16 protein-coding genes and 1 pseudogene are annotated in these 19,996 nt (G+C 49.1%); 1 reads left to right on the top strand and 16 read right to left on the bottom strand.

From position 1 onward, the window contains the following. Positions 1-7: 7 nt before the first annotated feature. From rsmG to serC, 13 genes are all read right to left on the bottom strand, one after another. Positions 8-706 carry a 16S rRNA (guanine(527)-N(7))-methyltransferase RsmG gene (gene rsmG / locus IE082_RS06470; protein ID WP_189493106.1) on the bottom strand — a complete coding sequence of 233 codons (699 nt, stop codon included), beginning with the start codon at positions 704-706 and terminating at the stop codon, positions 8-10. A 52-nt stretch (positions 707-758) separates the two neighbouring features. Continuing rightward, on the bottom strand, positions 759-2,681 hold the full coding sequence (mnmG, locus tag IE082_RS06475) for a tRNA uridine-5-carboxymethylaminomethyl(34) synthesis enzyme MnmG (protein ID WP_189493107.1): 1,923 nt from the start codon (positions 2,679-2,681) through the stop codon (positions 759-761). A gap of 273 nt (positions 2,682-2,954) precedes the next feature. Continuing rightward, positions 2,955-4,265, bottom strand: a complete 1,311-nt coding sequence (locus tag IE082_RS06480) for an MFS transporter (RefSeq protein WP_189493108.1) — start codon at positions 4,263-4,265, stop codon at positions 2,955-2,957. Positions 4,266-4,583: 318 nt separating this feature from the next. After that, entirely contained in the window at positions 4,584-5,363 is a 780-nt protein-coding gene (locus tag IE082_RS06485) for a sulfite exporter TauE/SafE family protein (protein ID WP_189493109.1), read from the bottom strand. A 163-nt stretch (positions 5,364-5,526) separates the two neighbouring features. Further along, complete coding sequence (locus tag IE082_RS06490; protein WP_189493110.1) at positions 5,527-6,567, bottom strand: asparaginase; 1,041 nt, start codon at positions 6,565-6,567, stop codon at positions 5,527-5,529. A 21-nt stretch (positions 6,568-6,588) separates the two neighbouring features. Continuing rightward, complete coding sequence (locus tag IE082_RS06495; RefSeq protein ID WP_189493111.1) at positions 6,589-7,707, bottom strand: DUF418 domain-containing protein; 1,119 nt, start codon at positions 7,705-7,707, stop codon at positions 6,589-6,591. Positions 7,708-7,786: 79 nt separating this feature from the next. Then, the gene (locus IE082_RS06500) at positions 7,787-8,533 is read right to left on the bottom strand and encodes an aldose epimerase family protein (RefSeq protein ID WP_189493112.1); all 747 of its coding nucleotides are present in this window, start codon (positions 8,531-8,533) and stop codon (positions 7,787-7,789) included. An 80-nt stretch (positions 8,534-8,613) separates the two neighbouring features. Continuing rightward, positions 8,614-9,933 carry a 3-phosphoshikimate 1-carboxyvinyltransferase gene (gene aroA / locus IE082_RS06505; RefSeq protein ID WP_189493113.1) on the bottom strand — a complete coding sequence of 440 codons (1,320 nt, stop codon included), beginning with the start codon at positions 9,931-9,933 and terminating at the stop codon, positions 8,614-8,616. 19 nt (positions 9,934-9,952) lie between these two features. Continuing rightward, on the bottom strand, positions 9,953-10,930 hold the full coding sequence (locus IE082_RS06510; protein WP_189493114.1) for a DUF4424 family protein: 978 nt from the start codon (positions 10,928-10,930) through the stop codon (positions 9,953-9,955). Further along, positions 10,927-11,832 carry a prephenate dehydrogenase gene (locus IE082_RS06515; RefSeq protein ID WP_189493115.1) on the bottom strand — a complete coding sequence of 302 codons (906 nt, stop codon included), beginning with the start codon at positions 11,830-11,832 and terminating at the stop codon, positions 10,927-10,929. The genes IE082_RS06510 and IE082_RS06515 overlap by 4 nt, the downstream gene beginning before the upstream one ends. Continuing rightward, on the bottom strand, positions 11,829-12,254 hold the full coding sequence (locus IE082_RS11460) for a DUF3592 domain-containing protein (RefSeq protein ID WP_189493116.1): 426 nt from the start codon (positions 12,252-12,254) through the stop codon (positions 11,829-11,831). The genes IE082_RS06515 and IE082_RS11460 overlap by 4 nt, the downstream gene beginning before the upstream one ends. Continuing rightward, positions 12,251-13,354, bottom strand: coding sequence for a prephenate dehydratase (pheA, locus tag IE082_RS06525; RefSeq protein WP_189493117.1), 1,104 nt, complete (start codon positions 13,352-13,354; stop codon positions 12,251-12,253). Before pheA ends, IE082_RS11460 begins: the two co-directional genes overlap by 4 nt. Before the next feature lie 117 nt (positions 13,355-13,471). Beyond that, a complete protein-coding gene (gene serC / locus IE082_RS06530; protein WP_189493118.1) occupies positions 13,472-14,593 on the bottom strand; it encodes a 3-phosphoserine/phosphohydroxythreonine transaminase in 1,122 nt (373 codons plus the stop codon). Between the two features lie 257 nt (positions 14,594-14,850). Between serC and IE082_RS06535 the strand changes: the two genes are divergently transcribed. Then, positions 14,851-17,739 carry a M16 family metallopeptidase gene (locus tag IE082_RS06535; RefSeq protein ID WP_189493119.1) on the top strand — a complete coding sequence of 963 codons (2,889 nt, stop codon included), beginning with the start codon at positions 14,851-14,853 and terminating at the stop codon, positions 17,737-17,739. Between the two features lie 92 nt (positions 17,740-17,831). Here the strand turns inward: IE082_RS06535 and IE082_RS06540 are convergent, their stop codons facing one another. The 3 genes and pseudogenes from IE082_RS06540 to IE082_RS11465 form a co-directional block, all read right to left on the bottom strand. Next, positions 17,832-18,746: a glucosamine inositolphosphorylceramide transferase family protein gene (locus IE082_RS06540; RefSeq protein WP_189493120.1), complete on the bottom strand. Its 915-nt coding sequence runs from the start codon at positions 18,744-18,746 to the stop codon at positions 17,832-17,834. Next, a complete protein-coding gene (locus IE082_RS11260) occupies positions 18,724-19,335 on the bottom strand; it encodes a glycosyltransferase (RefSeq protein ID WP_229809748.1) in 612 nt (203 codons plus the stop codon). Before IE082_RS11260 ends, IE082_RS06540 begins: the two co-directional genes overlap by 23 nt. 39 nt (positions 19,336-19,374) lie before the next feature. After that, positions 19,375-19,803, bottom strand: a pseudogene (locus IE082_RS11465) (glycosyltransferase); the annotation flags it as partial. Positions 19,804-19,996: the final 193 nt, after the last annotated feature.

Genomic DNA, 19,996 nt, shown 5'->3' on the forward strand with positions numbered 1-19,996 from the left:
TTTCTAATTAAAGATGTGTCTTGGTTTCACGTTGCCATATTTTAATTAAATGTCGCTGTGCATCCAGCTGAGGTACGGCGAGTTCGATGATCTCGTTTGCCCATGTACTCGGCGCAAATTGCTCTAGCTCTATTAATTCGTCGGCAGGCATCACACCTTTCATTGCGCCAAAAACACCGTTGGCTTTGAGCACGTTTTCCGACAGTCGAACAAAATCGACAACGCTGGCGAAAGCGCGGCTGGTGATGAGATCGTATGTGCTGTTCGCGGGCAAATCCTCAACTTTGCCTGTGATGACGGTGATGTTTGTCAGCGCCAACTGCGCTTTGACTTGTGTCAAAAACGCGGTTTTTTTGTGCACGGGGTCAATGAGGGTGATGTGCCAAGCGGGGTTCATAATGGCTAAAACCACACCTGGTAAACCACCGCCTGTACCGACGTCAAGCACGCTGGGTTGTTTGATGTTGGTGAGCCAATTTCTGAAAATCTGCACAATAACTAGTGAATCCAGTAAGTGATAACTCACTATCTTGTCTAATTCTCGTATGGCGGAGAGATTGTATACATGATTCCACTTGGCCATGAGGCCGAGATAAGCAATGAGCTGGCTGCGCTCGTGCTCACTGGTGGACAGATTCATGTCACTCAGCCCATCGGTCAAAAGCTGGCGCACACGGGTGGGGTCAAAAGTAGTGGCGCGACTCATGAGTGTGTCGCCTGATTTGGGTGTACCACGGTGTTTGTGTGTGCTGCCGATCTCATTGCATCCTCCCCGCTGCTTGATTCACACGCTTGATGTGTACCAATAACAACGAAATGGCGGCAGGCGTGACACCAGAGATACGGGCGGCTTGGCCAACCGTTTCGGGCGCGTTGTTGGCAAGTTTTTGACGCACTTCGTTGGATAGGCCTTTGACATCCATGTAGTCGAGGCCGCTTGGAATACGCGTGGTTTCGTGGTTGGCTTGTTTGCTGATTTCTTCTTTTTGGCGCTCGATGTAGCCGGCGTATTTGGTGTTGATTTCGACTTGTTCTTTGAAAATCTGCTCGTCCACCGCATCTGACGACAGTGCGGTTTCGGGTGCAAAGCGGCCGTTTTGTACTGTCACTAATTTTTCGTAAGTGACTTCGGGGCGGCGCAATAAATCAGCGAGATTGTATTCACGCTCAATCGTTTTGCCGAGCAACTCGGTGGCATCTGAGGCTGAGAAGTTGTTGGGGTTGACCCAAGTGGATTTCAGACGTTCTTGCTCGCGAGCGACGGTTTCCATTTTTCGCTCGAAATACGCCCATTGCTCGTCACCGACGAGGCCGAGTTCGCGACCAATCGGTGTGAGGCGTGCATCGGCGTTGTCTTCGCGTAGGGAAAGGCGATATTCGGCACGGCTGGTGAACATGCGGTATGGCTCGGCGACGCCTTTGGTGATGAGGTCATCGACGAGCACGCCGAGATAGGCATCGTGACGGGTAGGACGCCATTCGTCTTTGTTTTGTGCGCGGCGTGAAGCGTTCGCACCAGCAAGTAAGCCTTGAGCGGCGGCTTCTTCGTAGCCCGTCGTGCCGTTGATTTGGCCTGCGAAGTAAAGATTGACGATGGCTTTCGTCTCAAATGTGGCTTTCAAACCGCGCGGGTCAAAGTAGTCATACTCGATGGCGTAACCGGGGCGCAGAATGTGCGCATTTTCTAAACCGACCATGGAGCGCACGAGGTCAATCTGTACATCAAAGGGCAAACTGGTGGAAATACCGTTCGGGTAAATCTCGTGCGTGAGCAAGCCTTCGGGTTCGAGGAAAATCTGGTGTTGGTCCTTATCCGCGAAACGGTGAATTTTGTCTTCAATTGATGGGCAGTAGCGTGGGCCGACGCCTTCAATCACGCCCGTGTACATCGGTGAGCGCGACAAGCCATTTCGGATGATGTCGTGGGTTTTGCTGTTGGTGTACGTGACCCAGCAAGACACTTGTCGTGGGTGTTGCTCGGCACGCCCCATGAATGAAAACACGGGTATAGGATCCAAGTCGCCCGGTTGCTCTGTGATGCGTGAGTAGTCTATCGAACGACCATCGATGCGTGGCGGCGTGCCCGTTTTCAGTCTGCCCTGCCCCAAGTTCAGTTCTTTGAGTCGGTCAGATAAGCGTAACGCTGCGGGGTCACCTGCGCGCCCGCCGATGGTATTGTTCAGTCCGACGTGAATTTTACCGCCCAAGAATGTCCCTGCGGTAAGCACGACTGTTGTTGCATTGAACTGAATGCCGATTTCAGTCATTACGCCCGTGACTTTGTCTCCTTCAACGATGAGGTCATCGACCGCTTGTTGGAATAAGTCAAGGTTTGGTTGGTTTTCTAAGGCGCTGCGCACCGCTTGTTTGTACAGCAGGCGATCGGCTTGTGCACGTGTCGCACGCACAGCTGGGCCTTTGCTGGAGTTCAATATACGGAACTGAATCCCGCCAATATCCGCTGCACGCGCCATCACGCCGCCGAGAGCATCCACTTCTTTGACCAAGTGGCCTTTACCGATGCCGCCGATGGAGGGATTGCAGCTCATTTGGCCGAGGGTTTCGATGTTGTGCGTCAGCAACAATGTTTGGCTGCCCATGCGCGCTGCTGCGAGTGCGGCTTCGGTTCCTGCATGGCCGCCGCCGATGACGATCACGTCGTAGTGTTTTGTGTAAATCATAGCGAAACAAAAACCCCATTACTGGGGTGAAAAATGAACGATGAAATTATTATAGCCCAAATGCTGGAGTGGCATTTTTAATGTTTCACGTGAAACATGGGTTTTTCAAATCTGTGTTGTTTAATGTTGTATTTGTTACACAGAAATAAAAAAATCGGTTGGTTTGGGCCTTGCCCTACCCCTTGGTCAATTTTAGGCATAAATGTTTCACGTGAAACATTGGATATAAAAAAGCCAGCTTGCGCTGGCTTTGGTCAGAGTTGTATTTTGGCTTTAAGCATTGGTGTTTAAGACTTTTTGCGGATTCTTGCCATTCCGCCAAATAAGCACAGCCAAAGCAATGACCCCAACAATTGTGCAGCTCACGACATAGTATGCTGGAATCATGGGGTTTTTTGTGCGAGAAATCAACTCAGTCACAATCGGTTGCGCGGCAGCACCAAAGATAAGAACACCGAGGTTGTAACCAATTGAAATGCCGCTGGCACGAACTTGGGTGGGAAATAGTTCGGTCAACACAGTAGACAACACACCAAACGCAACAGCAATCAATGTGCACAACAATAATTGTAAAGCCCATAAACGCTCAATACTCGGGTTGAGCAATAACCATTGATAAGCGGGAATCAAAATCAATAAGTAAGGTAAAAAGGCACCAAGGAGGATTTTGGGACGACCCAATACGCCAAACTTATCGGAAAAACGGCCCACGATCGGAATTAGAACCACCATCCACAATGCACTGGCCGCTTGTACCAAAAATGCGGCATCACCATCTAACTTTAAAAACGTTTTGGCATAGGTAACCACATAGCTGATGATGGTGTATGTGGCGGTGGTGCCTGCCGCGAGGATACCGATGCTGACGAGTAGCTCCAATCGATAATGCTTAAACAGTGTGGATAGGCTGGAGCCTTCAGAATGATTTTTAACTGATTCAAATTCGTGTGACTCCTGCATGTGCTTGCGAATATACCAAGCGACAGGAATAATCAGTAAACCCAGCGCAAATGGGATGCGCCATGCAAACGCTTTAATTTCTTCAGGTGAAAAAGCTTTTGATACCGCAAAGCCGGCGCTGGCCGCCAGAAAAACCGCTAACATCTGGCTAGATAGTTGCCATGAACCGTAAAAACCCTTTTGGTTTTTTGGTGCCAACTCCACTAACAAAGACGTCGATGTGCCGAACTCACCACCTGTGGCAAATCCCTGAATGAGCCGAGAAACCACCAAAATAGCGATGGCCGCGGTTCCGGCTGTCGCGTAACTCGGTGCCAATGTGAGCAGCAGCATTGAGATCGACATGAGGATAATGACTAAACTCAAAGCACGTTTACGTCCTACTCTGTCCGCCATCAAGCCAAAGAAGATGCCACCAATTGGGCGCATTAAAAAACCAACACCGTAAATGCCGAGAATTTTGACGAGTTCTTTGTGCTCGTCACTGCCGCTGGTGAATACACCTGTGATAATGGTTGCCATAAAGGCAAAGATAAAGAAGTCGTACCATTCCAAAGCATTACCAATCACAGCGGCGGCAATGTCTCTAATGGGTGCTTTTCGATTGGGGGTATTTGTGGTCATGCAAACTCCAAAAAGATAATGCGCAATCGAACATAGGGTTTATTCTTCGATCGATTCTATTTAAATGAGGGTTAAATTACTGCATTAACCGCTGGTATTTCGTGCCTGATGATAAATGTTTTTATGGTGTGATTCTTTGAGTCAGTTGCTTAATACTCATAAGAGTCTCAACATAAAAATATCAGGGACACAGGAGCGTGAGAATATACCAATTCGCAACATCTGTAGATAACAAAAAATGATAACCTTAGAAGGTTCTTTAACAATAGTGATGATGTTTAAGTAATTACGGGCGTGATTACTATGAGGCGCTTAGGTTTACATCAGTGAGATCAGCGTGTCATATCCAAATTTGACAATCGTGGCGCTTAAGACAAGGATCAAAATTTTCCGGATGAATGGTGCACCGTATTTTGTTACCACATGCGTGCCGCACAACGCCCCCCCGATGTTGCACACACCCATCGCCAATCCTGCACCCCAAAGAATGTAACCATGCGGAATGAAAAAAGACAGCGCGGCAAAGTTCGTGGCAAGGTTGATGACTTTGCTGTGCGCGGTCGCGGTTAAAAAATCAAAGCCAAACCATTTCACAAAGGCAAAAGCCAGTAGCGAACCCGTTCCCGGTCCAAAAAAACCATCATAAAACCCAATCGCCGCACCCAAGCCCAAACCCGCCAACATCTCGCCGCGCGATGCGAAGCGTGGTTCGTGGCTCTGTCCCATGTCTTTTTTCATGAAGGTATAAATCACCATGGCAATCATCAGCACCAGCATGATGGGGCGCAAATACTCTTTGGGCAAATAGGGAATCAGTCGCGCGCCGATGTAAGCAAACAGCAGTGCCATCGCCACCGCGCCAAACAACATGCGCCAACGCAATGGCACGCGCCGTGCATACTGCACCGTCGCCATGCCTGTGCCACAGATGGACGACAGTTTGTTTGTGCCATGCAACACAGGTGGTTCGTGATTGGGGATGATGTTAAAAATCCCAGGTAACTGAATCAAGCCACCGCCACCAACGGCGGAATCAATCAAGCCCGCGAGAAAGGCCAGAGGCAATAGTAACAATAGTTCGGGTGTGAGGAAATCCATATCATCCTGTGGGTGTGGGATTGTAAAAATAGGGGCGCGAATCTTAAAGGCGATCGCATGGGCGCTGCCCGATTCACGTTGTGGCTGTGAGCGTAGATGCTGCTTATCGCGGCGATGCTCGCTGACCACTGATTCTTTGTGTGAGGATGGGCAATGTGTGTAACTAAGCCCAATCCGCCTGCTCATCTGTCAATTGCGCAAAGCCCGCCAACACTGCACTTGGTGCGTGTGCGGGTTGGCCACCGAGCAGCAGTTGCGCATACAGCCGCGCTTTGTGTGCGGGCAAATCGTGGGCGAATGCTGCGCCGAGTGCGGCCAGTGTTTTGCCACCGCCTTTGTAGCCATACACGGGAGCGCACATGCCCAGCGGCGAGCGCGACGCGATCACCACGGCCACGCCCTGCGCGATGGCTGACTCAATGGCTGTGTACATTTCAAGATTCACGCTACTCGCACCGACTCCCTGCACCACAACAGCTTGAGCACCCGCTGCTATGCTGGCATTGAATAACGCGGCATCTGCACCTGCATACATCGATATGATGTCCACTCGAGGTAATTCGCATGTTTCACGTGAAACATTCAACACTGGAGTGAAACGGCGCGGTGGCGTGATAAAACGTACCCCACTATCATCGGATGAGTGCGTCATAGAGCCGATTGGCATGTGTTGTGGTGACTGAAATGTTTGCACACAGGAAGTGTCCATTTTTTTCACATAGCGGGCACTGTGAATCTCATCATTCATGACCACCATCACGCCTCGCCCACGAGAACGTTCTGCTGCAGCCACGCGGGTTGCTGCGAGTAAGTTTGCCATGCCATCGGCAGATAGTTGATCATTGCTGCGCATCGCGCCTGTTAAGACCACGGGCTTGTTTGACAATTGCGCATTGCTCAATGAGCCATCCAGAAAAAATGCAGTTTCTTCCATGGTGTCTGTACCATGGACAACAACAACGCCAGATATTTCGTCATTTGATAAATAATTGATGATTTCATTTCGCAAAGCCCACATTAAACGAGGAGAAACTTGTGCTGATGGGATATTGGCGAATTGATTTGTTTTAATATTAGCAATTTTTTGCAATGCGGGAATTGAGGTGACTAACTCTTCACCAGATACCGCAGGGACCAGCATGCCAGCATCGTTTGTGCGCATGGCGATGGTGCCGCCTGTAAAAATAATTTGGATGATTTTCATGAGCGAATTTGAAATGATGGATTAATGAGAGATGAGGCGCAAAACTTGTTCCAATGGCCCTCGCCCCATGTAATGAGTGTAGATGCCAACACAGGTCATGGAGATTAACGAAATGAGCAATGCAAGGCCAAGCAGCGCGGCTTGATCCAAGTCGCCAAATAATCCTAAGCCGTAACCGCCAAAGACCCAGCCAGAGATCACTCCTTGCAGGATGTAGGTTGACAGCGTATTTTTGCCTGATAAAACTAACAGATACGGCGCAGACCAACGTCTGGCCAATAAAATAAAAGTAACAAGATAAACGGCTGATAATAATGGAGCGCCCACAGATATTAAGATGAAGCCGACGAAATTGAGCATGGTTGCGTTTTGGGGCAATAGGCCAGCGGAAGCTAAGGAGTACCAAACATTGAGGGCCAAGGCCAAGAGTAGTAACCACGGTGCGCGACGTGTGAGGCTCTTAAAATAAGGGCTATTTGGTGCAAAAAAGTCAGATTTTGCCGCAGCCAATCCAACCAAAAAGGCAGCAAAGGCAAGTGGGCCTTGCAGCAACAATAAAACAAGAAACGTTTCAGGCCAGTCAGCTAATCTTGCTTGAGTGGCATCGACAAAACTGCCTCCTAAACTGGGCAAACTAAATATTTCTGATCCTAAAGGCATTTGGGTGGTGCTCTCCTCCATCAATACAGCCAATAAGATCAAACAGGCCATTGACACGGGGATCATCCAAGCGGCACGCTTGAGCAGAGCTCTTGGCTCGTGATCTTCCATCAGCCAAAGCAAGCTTCCTAAAATGGCGTAAAGCACCAAAATATCACCGCTGAAAACCAAAGTGGCGTTCAATACGCCAAAAATTGCTAATCCCATAATTCTGCGAAAATAACGGGATTTAAAGTGTTCTCCTTTAGAAGCTGCAGCCAGTTGTTGAATGGCCATCCCCCAACCAAAAATGAATGAGAACAGCAGGAAAAACTTTAACTGAAAAAATACTTCAGTAAACAGTGAAGCGCTTATATCCCAACGATTGGCAGGCAGCGCAAACAATTGCTCTGTGGGTAATGCCATAAAAGGCACATTAACCACACAAATGCCAATCAATGCGGCCATTCTGATGAAATCAACTTCGATTTGACGGTTCATATAATCTGATATTTCTAAAGTACAACGTGATGTAAATTGGGGTGTTACAGTGCAACAGAGCATCAAGATTGTCTTATGACTATAGTTCTTGATTTAATAAAGAGATGGTCATGCAGCCGAACCACTCGTTGTTAGGCGCCAAGGTTTTTGGCATCAAAATTACTGGCTCGACACATAAAAATTTTTGCCAGTCAGCATGTGGAATGTCTGACAGATTGTGTTTGGCCGAGGGGTTCCATACTTGCCACGCATCGAAACCAGACTGCTCAATCAGCAGATTCACGACTGGTGAAAATAATTTCAAAGATGATGTGATGGCGTGCGATTGATCGACCGCGTGTGCTTGTGCAGCACCTTTGGCATTGAGGCTTTGTTCCGACAGTTTAAAAATCGGCTCTTCAATTAAACCCTCAATCCGACTGTGCAACACATCACCCACCAGAAAGTACGGATGCAAGCCGCCTGTCCACTCAAACAATGTATCGCCCACATTGCGCACCTCAAGGTGGATCTGCATGCGGTCATCTTCGACAGACGCATCGATATTCAATTGAGCTCGATGTGGCCAATTAGGTTGCTCAGTGAGCAACAAACTGCTCGACACGCAGCCCTCTAACATTGAAAATACCTGCCACTCCTGCGTGCGGGCATAGCCGTGCTTGGGCAAATCGCCCAAACTCGCAAATTGAGGGAACAACACGGGCACACCGCCGCGTGCGGGTGTTGGCGGCGGCTGCAAATTTTCTGGGCAGTAGAAAATCTCTTTACCGAGGAGCGTAGCGCGGAGAATTTGGCCACCGAAGCTTTGGGATTGAAGGAGGTTCATGTGGGGCTTGATTTTGAGTTTTTTAGCTGGTAAAAATGATGCTTCGCAGTCAACGCAGGGGTTGTATGCGCAGTTTGCTCTTATTTGAGTAAAGATTGTAAAACTTCAAAATACGTCGGAAATGTTTTCCCCACACATTTCGGGTCGTTGATCGTCACGCCAACTTTGCTCAAAGCGACGAGAGAGAAGCACATCGCCATGCGGTGATCATCGTAGGTGTCGATGGCCGCGTGTTGCCATGCATCCTTGGTCGGTGGTGTGACGACGATGTAGTCGGCGCCCTCCTCCACTGTCGCGCCGACTTTGCGCAGCTCGGTGGCCATCGCGCTTAAACGGTCGGTTTCTTTGACGCGCCATGAGGCGATGTTGGTGAGTTTGGTTGAGCCTTTGGCAAATAACGCTGCCGCTGCCAAAGTCATTGCCGCGTCAGGGATGTGGTTACAGTCAAGTTCGATGCCCTTGAGTTGTGTTTCGTCTGGGTCGTCTTCGTGGTGAATGCCGCGCACCTCAATCCAGTTTTCACCCATCATCACATTTGCACCCATCATTTGCAGTGCGTTGGCAAATCTCACGTCGCCTTGGATGCTGGACAAACCCACGCCAGTGACGCGCAGTGGCCCGCCGCCGAGTGCGCCGAGTGCGAGGAAATACGAAGCGGATGATGCGTCCCCCTCCACATAAATTTCTTTTGGCGACGTGTACGCCGCGCCCGCTTCGATGGTGAACGATGACCAGCCGTTGCGTGTGACGTTCACGCCAAAACGCGCCATTAAATTGAGCGTGATCTCGATGTACGGTTTAGAAATCAACTCGTCAACCACATGAATCGTCAATGTACGCTTGAGCAAAGGCGCAGCCATCAACACTGCCGTGAGAAACTGGCTCGATACATTGCCTTTAATTGACAGGCTCAAATCACCGTCAGGTAAAACCGCAGGTGAGAGTACAAAAGGTGGAAAACCATCATTGCCTTTGTATTCCACTTGAGCGCCAATTTGACGCAAGGCATCAATCAAATCACCAATTGGCCGTTCGTGCATGCGCGGCACGCCATGCAAGTGGTATGTACCGTTTTGCAATGCCAAAACCGCCGTCAACGGACGAATCGCTGTGCCCGCATTGCCCATGAATAAATCCGCGTCTTTGTTTGGAAAGTCACCACCTGTGCCGATCACATCGTAATCGTGTTCCGCCACTTGCGTCACCGACACGCCAAGCGTATTGAGCGCAGCGAGCATTACGCGTATGTCGTCCGAGTCGAGTACGTCGCGCACGCGGGTGGTTTCGCCTTTGGCGGACAACGCGGCAAGCAGCAATACACGGTTAGAGATGCTTTTAGAGCCAGGGAGTTTGATGTCGCCACGGGCAGAGGTGGCGGGGTTTAGGGTGATGTGTTCCATAGATTTTTTCAGGTTAAGTTCACAGAGGGTCGGCAGCGACGGCAAAAATAATGTCAATGTCTCGTGTGGGTTTAAAGTTGGTTTTGATCGCTTCAAAGCGGGTCTCTGAGACTTTTTTCAAAGAGGCATCCCAGCAGAGCGACATGAGCGAATTTTTGGGTTTATCAATGGTTAATTTAAAACGACCGATGGGTTTGGCCCAGTTCGCGCCCGTGGTCAGGACATAACCCAGCGTAGTATAAGCTGGATAGGTTTTACTGCCTTGTACCATTTTTTGCCAAAAAGTTTTGTTAAAGCAGTAGGCTCGTTGTAGGTCTCTCGCATACTCGCTATTGCCTCTGGCGATGCCTGCGACACTGCCGCCAACCAAGGGTTGATATTGGTGCTCGACAATCAGTGTTTTTTTGCTGGGGAATGTTTGTGGCCAGCTGTAAATAATTTGTGATGCCCAAACGTGCCGCTCGTCAGATTCTTCTGTTTCGGAAATGATGCCTTGCTGGAGCATTTTTTCAAAGCAGGTATCGACTCGATGTCGCCATTGGTTATCTGGCTCATCGTTGAAATACGGAAAGACAATTTCACGATCACTAAAGCCGCACTGGGTCAATGCGGTGGTGATGTCTTTTTCTTTCCAAAAGCCACGTGCGTGCAGTGTCGGTTTGATGCTTTGACCATTCACCATCACTTTAAATGATTCGACCAAACCAGCAGTGTCGGCAAAATCACCATCGCGGGTTTCGGCGTAATCAATCACAGGCATGGGGAACAACACCGTTTCGCTCACGCTTTGAGGCGCATCGTTCACAAACTCATAACGCACGTGAATCCGCTCTTGGCTGATGTATAAATCTTCCGACGCCATGCGAACGTTTGGGTTTTTGAGATAAGTCACACCACCAGTGGCGACATAGCCTGTTGAGTCATTCGCAGATGCAGCGTTTGTCAGGCTGATGAGACAGCCCGCGAGCAGTGCAAGACGGCAATAGATTCGGCTCATTGTTCCCTACCCCACGCCAGTCGCATCTCACTCGCTTTGGTAAACTGCGCCAAAATGTCTGCATCACGCTCAGCCGCAATGTCATCGCGCAACTGCTGCGTGTGCGCGAGATACAGGTCTAATTCACGCAAAATCGCTTCTTTGTTGTTCAAACACACATCCCGCCACATCTCAGGGCTGGCTGCCGCAATGCGCGTGAAGTCGCGAAAACCAGCTCCTGCCATCGCAAATTTATCATTGGATAAATCCGAATCGGCGACATGATTCATCAAGGCATACGCCAACACATGCGGCAAGTGCGAGACGGCGGCGAAAATTTCGTCGTGGGCAGTGAGGCTCAGCTCGTACACTTGCGCGCCCGTTGCCTGCCACATCGCCGCAATGGTAGTCACGTCGTCGGTATGGTTCGTCTCGTGCGGGCAAATCATGACTTTTTTGTTCACATACAAATCCGCCAGTGCCGCTTGTGGGCCGTTTACCTCACGCCCCGCGATGGGGTGAGCGAGGACGAATTGACGTACTTTATCGCCGAGCGCGGCGTGGGCGTCACGATAGACTGATGCTTTGGTGCTGCCGACATCGGTGATGATGGTGTCAGGTTGCAAATGTGGGGCAATTTGGGTGCAGACTGTGCAGGTTTGACCGACGGGCATGGCGAGGACGATGACGTCGGCGGTTTTGACCGCGTCGATAAACTCAGGAGAATCGACCGAAACCGCCGCATCGACAATGCCCAGTTTCAATGCTTCATCCATCACGGACGGTGTTCGCCCTACGCCGATGATGTGTCGAGACACATGCGCTTGCTTGAGCGCAAGGGTCAGTGAGCCGCCAATCAAGCCTGCGCCGATGAGGAGGAGGTTGTTGATTTTTATTTTGTCATGGGTTTGGAAAATCTTCATGTGTTCTGCTTTTTTCGGTTAGACCATTTATACGAGAAGTAGCTTAATATTAACACTAAGGACAAGTGAATAAAAAACCCATATAAGCCCATGATAGACTTTATTTCTGCTTCACTGGGCTCTTCCCTTAAATACAAAACAGAAACAGTCTCACCGATAGAGTAACTTTCAAGATTAAACGATGAATCGATAGAGGTTTCGTAGCTCTTCCCAGCTTGGGTTGAATAAGAGATCCATATATGTGTGGAGCTTCTGCGCGATGAAATTGAACTGTGATGTTCAATCCTCACAACTGTACCTTTGGTCTCGATTCCAAAAAGCAAAAAATAAGAGCCATAGGCGATGCTTCCTAAAAGAACAATAACCAACAAAGTTTTTATAACCTTAATAAAAAGACTACCAATAACTTCAGGCAATGTCATGATGTCACCGGATACGAACCAAGACACTTATAAAACGCCGCATTCGCTTCGATTTCGGCCAAGGCCTCGCGTACGTGTTGCTCGTCGATGTGACCAGCAAAGTCAATATAGAAAAAATACTCCCAGCCTTTTTGACGAGCAGGGCGAGATTCAAAACGCAGCATTGAGACGCCTTTGCGTGCAAATGGCTCAAGCAATGCGTAGACTGCGCCCGCTTTGTTGGGCGTGGCGAGTATTATTGAGGTTTTGTCGTTGGGCGATATGCCGCACAGTTGTTTGGCGAGGACGATGAAGCGAGTGCGATTGTTGGCGTCATCTTGAATGCTCGCGGCGACGGTTTGTAATGCGTATTTCGTGCCCGCGATGTCACTGGCGATGGCAGCGACACTTGGGTCGGCGGCTGCCATTTGTGCGCCTTGCGCGTTGCTTGAGACGGGTTTTTGCTCAATGTGTGGGTAATGTTGTTTGAGCCAGTTGTAGCACTGCGCCAAGGCTTGTGGGTGCGCGACGATGGTGGTCACGCCGCTCATGTCACCTGTCTTGTGCAGCATCGAGTGGCGAATCGCCAGTGAGACTTCACCGCAAATTTTGAGCGGTGACGCGAGCAATAAGTCCATCGTGCGATTCACCGCGCCCTCAATAGAGTTCTCAATCGGCACCACGCCAAACGCCGCGCCGTCGGCTTCGACGGTGCGAAAAATATCATCCACCGTCGTGCAGTCAATTGCATCAATCGCGTGGCCAAACTGCTTGTACATCGCCTGCTCGGTGTATGTGCCCGCAGGGCCAAGATAGGCGACTTTCACCGCCTCTTCCATCGCGCGGCAAATGCTCATGACCTCACGCCACAGGGTTTGTAGCGAATGACTCGGCAACGGGCCAGGATTTTGTGCGGCGATTTTTTGCAAAACAAATGCCTCACGCTCGGGGCGAAACACGGGTTGTGCGTGTTTTTGCTTCACATGCCCAACCGCCTGCGCGAGCTTGGCGCGTTCGTTGAGCAAGTGAAGCAATTGCGCATCCACCGCGTCGATTTGCGCGCGAATCGGGGCGAGGTCTTTGTCGACTTCAGATTTGTCGTTGAGTATGGGGTCAGACATAGTGAAACCTTGTGGTTTAAATTGTGGTGCAATCAGCGGTTTTGCGCATTGCACTGTTTTTGTTTGTGTATTAAAGACTGCGGTGTAATGCGCTGTGCTTATTGTATCCTGCGGGTTTTAACCGTGATTTTTTTCAAACGCTTGCATAAACGCAACCAACGCCTCTACGCCCGCCATAGGCATGGCGTTGTAAATACTCGCCCGCATGCCACCGACCATTTTGTGTCCCTTTAAAGCGGCTAAACCTGCGGCGGCGGATTGTTCTAAAAATGCGGCATTTAATGATTCATCATTGAGAAAAAACGGCACGTTCATGCATGAGCGGTAGGGTTTTTGTACGTCGTTGCGATAGAGTTGGCTGTTGTCGATGGCGTCGTACAGGAGTTTGGCTTTGACGTCGTTGATGGCTGCCATGGCAGTGACACCGCCTTGCGCTTCGAGCCATTCAAACACCAAGCCTGCGATGTAGATAGAGAGCGTCGGTGGCGTGTTAAACATCGAGTCGTTGTTGGCGACGTTGCGCCAGTTAAATGCCGATGGGCAAAGCGGGTGTTGCAAATCAAGCAAGTCGTCGCGCACGATGACGAAGGTGACACCTGCGGGGCCGATGTTTTTTTGTGCGCCGCCGTAGATGACGCCGTATTGGGTGACGTCAATCGGGCGGGATAAAATGTGTGACGACATGTCGGCGACGAAAAACGAGCCTGAGGCGTGCACGGCGTCGGAGACTTCGCGTGACGGATACCACTCGACGCCGTGAATGGTTTCGTTGGTGCAGATGTTGATGTAAGCTGATTCAGCGGAGCATTGCCACGTATCAAACTCGGGGAAATGGGTGAAGCGGCCTTGTCCGTCGTCAGAGTTGGCGATGATGGGTGCAGCATCGGCCGATGAGACATACCGTGCGGCTTCTTTTTGGGTTTTCAGTGACCATGCGCCTGCGATGACGCTGTCGATGGTTTTGCGTGAGCCGCCGAGTAAGTTGAGCGGGATGATTGCGTTTTGCCCAATCGCGCCGCCTTGCATGAATAGGATTTGGTAATTTGATGGCACATTGAGCAAACGGCGCAAAGTTTCGCGTGTGCGCATAAACACCTCGGTGTACACCGCGCCACGGTGGCTCATTTCCATGATGGATGTGCCTGTGCCGTTGAAATCGAGCAATTCGGCCTGCATTTTTTCGAGAACGGGCAAAGGCAAAGCGGCCGGACCTGCGGCAAAGTTATAGACGCGACTCATGAGGGATTCCATAAATATAAAGGGATGGCTCAATTATCGCCGAAAAGCGGGCTTTTTCCAATGTAAACCTGCCATTGATGATGGGTTTTGGGCGAAACAGGTGCGAAATGACAGGCGATTGGCTCAAACACGCTAAATCCACATTTGTGCGGCTCAATAAAGCAGGAAATACCGCTTGCCTGACGAGTCATCAACTAAAGCTGGTATCATTTCATTCATTGGTCCAAACCCAAATAAAGAAGAGAAAAGAGCAGATTATGAGTTCATCGACAAGTATCGTCATCCGCACCAGCTTAAGTATCATGGCATTGGCCATTTCGCAGTTGAGTTTTGCACAAGTGGTTGAGGCACCTGTAGCAGCGCCTTTGGCCACTCAAACACAGTCCGTAGCTTACAATGAGGGTGACTTAAACAAAACGATTCCGATGGACGATCAGCTCACGCATGGACAGTTGAGTAACGGTGTGAAGTATTACATATTACCCAATACGACGCCTGCCAAAAAGGCTGAGCTTCGTTTGGTGGTACAAGCCGGTTCTTTGAACGAAGAAGATCAGGAATCTGGCATGGCTCACTTCACAGAGCACATGGTTTTTAACGGTACCAAAAATTTCCCCAAGCGTGAAATGATTGATACCCTTGAGGAGATGGGCGTTCGCTTTGGTGCTGATTTGAATGCGTACACAGGTTTTAACGAAACGGTTTATGTGCTGCCGATTCCCCTGGAGAACCCCAAAAATTTGAGTACAGCTATGCAGGTACTAGAAGACTGGGCTTTTAATGCCACGATGGATACGGAGGAAATTAACAAAGAGCGTCCCGTGATTGTTGAGGAGTGGCGCGGTAGCAGTTTGAGTCCTCAAGCGCGTCAGCAAACCAAAATGGTGGAGACTCTTGCTAAAGGCTCGAAGTATTCAAAGCGTGATCCGATTGGCGATGTAGAAAATGTTAAAACCTTTGCGCCACAAGCCTTACGTGATTTTTATCAACGCTGGTATCGTCCGAACTTAATGTCGGTGATTGTCGTCGGTGACGTTGACCCCAAAGCGACTAAAAAATTGGTGGAGCAGCATTTCGCTGATTACAAAAATCCGCCACAACCAGTCACAACTCCGGCCATCACCGTCCCTAATAATGTTGAGCCAATTGTCGGTGTGTATCAAAGCGACGAAGTGAGTCAAAATATCATCATGATGGCTTACAAAGACATGAACAATGTCACGATTGATAAAACCGATGGTGATTATGTTAAAAATCTGCGTGAAATGCTGATCAGTCAAATGATTAATCAACGTTTTGCTGCGCTCTTGGACTCAGGTAAACAGCCATTCATTGGTGCTCAAAGTACCCGTGATGAGCTTGGTGGTTTCATACGCAGTAAAAAAGCTTATACGCTCATGGCGATTGCTGCTTCAGGTCAGCAGGCCGACGCTTTGCAAGCCTTGCACATTGAGAGTCGACGCATTATCGAGCATGGGTTCTCTGCAGACGAGCTTGAGCAGGCAAAAAGTGACATGTTTGCCAACATTGAGGACTATTATCTGAACCGTCGCAAAGTCGAGTCCGCTGAGAAAGCCGAGGAATACATTCGCGGAGTGACCGAAAACGAGCCCTTGCCGACGATTCCTTGGGAGTATGAAGCACAGAAGAAATATTTGCCCACCATCACCATTGCGCAAATCAACCAATTGGTCAAACAGCATTTTAGACCAGAGAATCGCATTGTGTTTGTCACCAGCAATGACAAAAACAATGCACTGACGGTTGAAAAAATCAAACAAATTATCTCCACCACGCCTGCTGTTGAGCCTTTAAAAGCCACGGCTCGAGCGACCGCACTGCTCCCCAAACTGCCGGTGGCTGGTCGTGTGACGAAAAGTGAAGAGGATCCTCTAACGGGTGTGGTGACGTGGATTTTGTCCAATGGTGTCAAAGTGAGTTACAAACAAAACGATTACAACGACAATCAGATTCGCGTCAATGCGTTTTCTGATGGTGGTTACTCATTATTGACTGATCAAGAATGGCGTCAAAGCCAATGGGCGATACCTGGTTTAGAGGATGCGGGTTATAACGGCTTGACCAAAACCCAAGTCGCGCAGCTTTTGGCTGGTAAAACCATCAATATTGGCTATGACATTGATGAGACGTCTCATGGGCTGCAAGGTCAATTTGCCCCCAGAGACAGTGAGTCTGCTTTTCAGCTGATGTATAGCCTCATCACTGGTCTGAATAAAAACTCCAATGTTTTCGCGACGTTCAAAGAGCGCAGCATCGCTGCGACCGCGAATGCTGATAAAAATCGTGAGAGTTATTTTGCCAATCAAGTTCAGTTGGATCTGAACCGAAAAAACCCTCGCTTCACAGGTATTTATCCAACAGCACAAGCGTGGGAGCAAACCAATTATGATGTGGCATACAACAGCTTTAAGAAAATATACAGTAACGCCAACGGCATGCATTTTTCATTTTTTGGCAAAATTGACCCACAAGAATTGCGTCGCTACAGTGAACTGTACTTGGCAAGTCTACCCAGCCAGATGAGTGTCATGCCGCAGTACAAAGAGCGCCCCTATCCGCTGGACTTTACCCAACGAGCTATTACGGTGAAAAAAGGGAAAGACAATGTGAGCGAAGTGCGCATTATGTACGGTGGTCAAGCAGAGTTTGATCCGCGTGATAATCTCTCGCTGATTATGGCCGGTGATATTTTGACAGAGCGTTTAATTAAAGAGTTGCGAGAAGAGCTTGGTGGTGTTTATTCACCAGGCGCATCGGGTGGCCTCATTGATCGCCCAAATCCTTCTTATCGATTCGACATTGCCTTTCCATGTGACCCTGCGCGTGTTGATGAACTCACAAAAACAACTTTATCGATTGTACAAAATTTGATTGAGGAAGGCCCTACTCAAGCAGAGCTTGAAAAAGTTCGACAAGGTTTTCTGGCGAACTTCCGACAAAGCAAAAACACCAATGAATTCGGTGCTGAGCAATTTTCTAATGCGCTGAAAAATGGCCACGATCCAGCATCCGCTAGAACCTATGAAAAACGCTTGGCAGCAATCAGCGTGGACGACATTCAGTCAACAGTGTCCAAGTTTTTGAGTGCTGACAAGCGTGTGACTGCCACATTGATGCCGGAGTGATTGTCATAGCAAGCTATAGGTTTATGTTCTAAATTGGTCAAGATAGTCAATAACCTTTTGCTATAACTTAAAAACGTATGGCATGGTTTCCTTTAAGGGAATAGTCGTCGCCAGCGTCTCTGTAAGTCGAGCCATTGTCGCTCGCGTGAGCGACTGATGCGCTTGCAGTCGATCAGACTCCAGTCTTCTGTGCCCGACAGTGTGTGTAATCCTTCGGTAAATAAAGATGAAACATCGGCTCCCCGCCAGGTTGGGCCGATGACTGTGCAAGCGACCTCTTGTAAGGACAGTTTTTGAAACTCCAAAAAGCGCAGACCTCCTCCGTAGGTTTGACTGCAATCCTGAACAGGCAGTGATACAAACCCTCTATTATTGATGAAGGGCGAACCGCCTGGGCGGGCTGAAGTTTTATCAACTCGAATGGGATTGGCTGGGTGCAACTGCCATGGTCCCCACAACGTTGGAGCCATTGCAATGTGCAGCTCTCTTTGGTCACGAGCCTGAGGCCCCACCAAAGTGAAAAACATCCACCAATGGTCATTTTGCTGCAACAAAGAGGCTTCGGCAACAGGTAAACCAGAAAGCAAGGCCTTTTCCCTAACCCAGTCATTCGGGAAATTTCGCGCACGGTATAACGCCACTTCGCCTGCTTGGTGGCTTTCTGGCAGCATCCATATCTCACCTTGATGCCGAAAAACCTGTGGATAAGATAGGTGGTAAGGTTTCACCAAAGCCTCTTGTGCAACGCCCCATCCAGCATCGGGCGACCAAGCCACATGCTCGATAATGCCATGCTTTGTACGGTAATCATAGCATTCGACAAAGACATGTACTTTCCCTTGATGGTTTAGACCAAAGGGATCGGCACGGTAGCGCCAGGGGCCTGGGTCAGGCATCCAATGAATTTGGGCATCTGCTCGAACTTCGTTTGGATGATCTAACCAATTAGTTTGTGGGTGTAAACTCAGGCCAACTTGCCAAAAGTCACTGTAAGGGGCATGTAGCATCAGATCTCCTTGACCTTGTGGATGCTTGGTTCACTGCCAATGCATCTAAATATAAACCGTCCATGCGTTGTAATGCCAAAGTGGGCAAAAAATCTCGCAAGTCGTAGTTAATTTGTTGGGGTTTGGTTTGTATATGTCGTTGCAACCATGCCTTCAAAGCCTGAGCCAATGGTTCGACTTCACCAGGGGGGAGCAAGGGAATGGGGTGTGAACTCAGTAGTTGGGAAGGGCCTTCTGTGGCACTGGCGATAACTGGCAATCCCTGCTGCATTGCCTCTATAATCGCTAGGCCGAATGTTTCTTCCCGCGAAGCTGAAACGAACAAGTTTATACTGGATAGAACAGATCGGACGTCCGCTTGATGTCCGAGCAGATGGATGCGCGTATCACCAGCACACAACTTCTCTAGTTTGGCTCGGTGCGGTCCCTCACCCGCAATCACCAGCACTGAATTGATCGGTGCAACCTGCTGATAGGCTTTGATTAAAACGTCCATGCCTTTACTGTAATTCAAGCGTCCCACACTACCAATGACGATTGTGTCTGGTTTCAGGTTCAGTTTTTCTCGCCAAGAAGTACTCGATGGCATATTGAATGGGTCTGGTGAAGGTAGCCAGTTGGGAATTACAGCGCTCAGCCCATGAAAATTACTCAGCTGCATCTGCTGTAATGGATTAACACAGACCAACGCATCCAAATGACCATGTTGGTGAGCCTTGTATCCAACATGGAGCGTGCCTATCCTGACGGCTGTGTGTCGTATACCAGCTAAGGCTTTGCAGGCGTGACTCAGGTGCCCGTGAACCACGTCGATCTGGTAACGTTTAATTATTTGACGAATAGGCCATGTGTATAATAGGGGTAATGTCAGAGCGTGTGCTTGTACTTTGTCATTCAGGGCAAGCAGAGTGGGTGACCGAGCGCGTCCAGCAACGTGAACTTCATGTCCCTGAGTGGATTGGAGGTTCGCTAGATCAGCGCAGTAACGCTCTGAACCAGCGAATTCGCTTGACAGTATCACATGAAGGATTTTTAATGGACTGTTCAGTCGTGTCATTTATTGCTCAGTGAGGTGTTGGCTTGCGTGCCATTTGAGAATACCCTAGAATGTTTGCTTACCATAGTTGATGATTTCATTAAGTCAATTTCATGGTAGTTTTCATTCCGTATTGTAACAACCAATTAGTGATATTGGGTTTAACTTTTATAATCGACTGAACTGAAATAGACGTTCTATAAAACTGAAGGAG

The sequence above is a fragment of the Formosimonas limnophila genome, assembly GCF_014652675.1.
In the GTDB taxonomy this organism is placed as follows: domain Bacteria; phylum Pseudomonadota; class Gammaproteobacteria; order Burkholderiales; family Burkholderiaceae; genus Hydromonas; species Hydromonas limnophila.

Coding starts and splice junctions, on each gene's coding strand:
- IE082_RS06535 (WP_189493119.1), top strand. CDS start 14,851: ATGAGTTCATCGACAAGTATCGTCATCCGCACCAGCTTAAGTATCATG.
- IE082_RS06510 (WP_189493114.1), bottom strand. CDS start 10,930: ATGAGCCGAATCTATTGCCGTCTTGCACTGCTCGCGGGCTGTCTCATC.
- pheA (WP_189493117.1), bottom strand. CDS start 13,354: ATGTCTGACCCCATACTCAACGACAAATCTGAAGTCGACAAAGACCTC.
- IE082_RS06480 (WP_189493108.1), bottom strand. CDS start 4,265: ATGACCACAAATACCCCCAATCGAAAAGCACCCATTAGAGACATTGCC.
- IE082_RS06540 (WP_189493120.1), bottom strand. CDS start 18,746: ATGCTACATGCCCCTTACAGTGACTTTTGGCAAGTTGGCCTGAGTTTA.
- IE082_RS06495 (WP_189493111.1), bottom strand. CDS start 7,707: ATGAACCGTCAAATCGAAGTTGATTTCATCAGAATGGCCGCATTGATT.
- IE082_RS06490 (WP_189493110.1), bottom strand. CDS start 6,567: ATGAAAATCATCCAAATTATTTTTACAGGCGGCACCATCGCCATGCGC.
- IE082_RS06500 (WP_189493112.1), bottom strand. CDS start 8,533: ATGAACCTCCTTCAATCCCAAAGCTTCGGTGGCCAAATTCTCCGCGCT.
- IE082_RS06515 (WP_189493115.1), bottom strand. CDS start 11,832: ATGAAGATTTTCCAAACCCATGACAAAATAAAAATCAACAACCTCCTC.
- IE082_RS11460 (WP_189493116.1), bottom strand. CDS start 12,254: ATGACATTGCCTGAAGTTATTGGTAGTCTTTTTATTAAGGTTATAAAA.
- mnmG (WP_189493107.1), bottom strand. CDS start 2,681: ATGATTTACACAAAACACTACGACGTGATCGTCATCGGCGGCGGCCAT.
- serC (WP_189493118.1), bottom strand. CDS start 14,593: ATGAGTCGCGTCTATAACTTTGCCGCAGGTCCGGCCGCTTTGCCTTTG.
- IE082_RS11260 (WP_229809748.1), bottom strand. CDS start 19,335: ATGCCATCGAGTACTTCTTGGCGAGAAAAACTGAACCTGAAACCAGAC.
- rsmG (WP_189493106.1), bottom strand. CDS start 706: ATGAGTCGCGCCACTACTTTTGACCCCACCCGTGTGCGCCAGCTTTTG.
- IE082_RS06485 (WP_189493109.1), bottom strand. CDS start 5,363: ATGGATTTCCTCACACCCGAACTATTGTTACTATTGCCTCTGGCCTTT.
- aroA (WP_189493113.1), bottom strand. CDS start 9,933: ATGGAACACATCACCCTAAACCCCGCCACCTCTGCCCGTGGCGACATC.